The 287-nt window shown below is 57.1% G+C and carries 1 protein-coding gene; it reads right to left on the bottom strand.

Annotated features, from left to right (window positions below):
* Window positions 1-287, bottom strand: a 287-nt coding sequence (locus tag E0702_RS16855) for a response regulator (protein ID WP_132045709.1), incomplete at both ends; no start/stop codon positions are given.

Here is a 287-nt window from a genome sequence, read left to right as displayed (position 1 = left end):
TTCTTCGTGGTCAGTTCCCGTTCCATCCGCATGACCCGCTCACCAGCCGTGATTCGCGCCATGAGTTCGACCGCATGAACCGGTTTGGACAGGAAATCGTCGGCCCCGGCATCGAAGCCCTGCGCGATCTCATCCTTCTCCGACTTGGTGGTGAGCAAGATGATGTAGACGTAGTGCTCCGACTCGACAGCGCGGAGTTTGCGACACAGGTCCGGACCGGACAGGCCGGGCATCATCCAGTCGCTTATCACGATATCGATATGATTCTGGCTGAATATCTCGAAACC

The sequence above is a fragment of the Halomonas marinisediminis genome (assembly GCF_004347715.1).
In the GTDB taxonomy this organism is placed as follows: Bacteria; Pseudomonadota; Gammaproteobacteria; order Pseudomonadales; family Halomonadaceae; genus Halomonas; species Halomonas icarae.
Note: the sequence above shows the minus strand (reverse complement) of the source record. Positions and strands in the feature narration are given on the sequence as shown.